Origin of the sequence: Pseudomonas frederiksbergensis (assembly GCF_003732705.1) — a bacterium.
GTDB classification, from domain to species: domain Bacteria; phylum Pseudomonadota; class Gammaproteobacteria; order Pseudomonadales; family Pseudomonadaceae; genus Aquipseudomonas; species Aquipseudomonas frederiksbergensis_F.
In genome coordinates, this window is record NZ_MOBR01000039.1 from 1 (window position 1) to 1,254 (window position 1,254).

Below are 1,254 nucleotides of genomic sequence, written 5' to 3' on the forward strand. Positions count from 1 at the left end.
CCCTGTAGGAGCGAGGCTGTTGTGGCTCAATGTTTTTGGACCATGATGTAGGAGCATCTACCTAAGGAAGCATCATGGGATATCGGGTCGTTGATACCGGGGCAAAAGCGGAAGCCATTCGCTTGGTTGTGGAGATGAATTGCTCCATACCTGAAGCCTGCAAGCTAACGGGAGTTGGACCTACAGCTCTACGTCGATGGGTTCTGCTCTGGCGTCGGGAGCACGCGGGGATTTCACAACCCTCTCGGCCACAGGACCAGGAACTGATCGAGTCGCTACAGGCAAAATTGGCGCTGGTCGAAGCCGAGAACCAAGTATTAAAAAAGCAATTGCCCTCTCATCTGAAGGTTCTGTTCAGCCGAACCAAATGATTGACGGCGTTAGAGGGGCAGTGTCGATTAGACGCATGTGTCTGGTCTTAGGCTTGGCCCGCAGTAGCTATTACGCGAAACGTAAACCCAAGCCGCCTCGTGTTTTAGAGAGTGGCTTGGAGATGAAGATTCGTGCGTTGCATACAGAGCATCGCGAAGCTTTAGGGGCCCGCGGCTTATCCAAGGAGTTGAAAGCGGAAGGCATTTTTATCGGACGTCACCGCATGCGCTCCTTGATAAAGACCCTTGATTTAACCAGGCGCCGGCCGCGTTACGCTCACTATCGTCGCGCCACCAAACCAAGTATCACGGCGCCGAACATACTTGATCGTCGCTTTAATCCGGTCCAGCCAGACACGCTCTGGGCCGGCGATATCACTTACATCAAAGTGAGGGATAGCTGGTTATATCTGGCCGTAGTGATGGATTTGTTTTCACGCCGGATTGTGGGGTGGGCTTGTTCAAGAACCGCCGACACGGACCTGTCGATCAAAGCACTGAAATTGGCAGTAGCACTGCGCCACCCAATGCCTGAGCTGTTGTTTCATTCAGACCAGGGCTGTCAGTACACTGCAGAGCGATTTTCAGCGTGTCTGGCGCAATGCCGAATCGTCCACAGCGTGAGTCGTCGCGGAAACTGCTGGGACAACGCGGTGGTAGAGCGTTATTTCAGAACGTTGAAGCACGACTGGATGCCAGAAAATGGCTATCAGAATCACCTTGAGGCGGAAAAGGATGTGATCGACTTTGTGTCGCACTACAACCATCGCCGCTGCCACACCGCATCGAATAACCTGCCGCCTGCGCTCTTTGAGCAGCAGGCGGCCTAAAGCTCCTACGGAGTGGTCCAAAAAAACTGGACCCCAACAGGCTTGCCCGCGAA

General features: G+C 53.7%; 2 protein-coding genes. Both read left to right on the plus strand.

Features of this window, described 5'->3' with window-relative positions:
* Positions 1 to 74: 74 nt before the first annotated feature.
* Complete coding sequence (locus BK667_RS33340) at positions 75 to 371, plus strand: transposase (RefSeq protein WP_185058275.1); 297 nt, start codon at positions 75 to 77, stop codon at positions 369 to 371.
* 35 nt (positions 372 to 406) lie between these two features.
* Positions 407 to 1,201, plus strand: a complete 795-nt coding sequence (locus BK667_RS25125; protein ID WP_259698186.1) for an IS3 family transposase — start codon at positions 407 to 409, stop codon at positions 1,199 to 1,201.
* Positions 1,202 to 1,254 lie beyond the last annotated feature (53 nt).

Bases quoted from the DNA above. Each gene is read 5' to 3' on its own strand.
- BK667_RS33340 (WP_185058275.1), top strand. From the start codon at position 75: ATGGGATATCGGGTCGTTGATACCGGGGCAAAAGCGGAAGCCATTCGC.
- BK667_RS25125 (WP_259698186.1), top strand. From the start codon at position 407: ATGTGTCTGGTCTTAGGCTTGGCCCGCAGTAGCTATTACGCGAAACGT.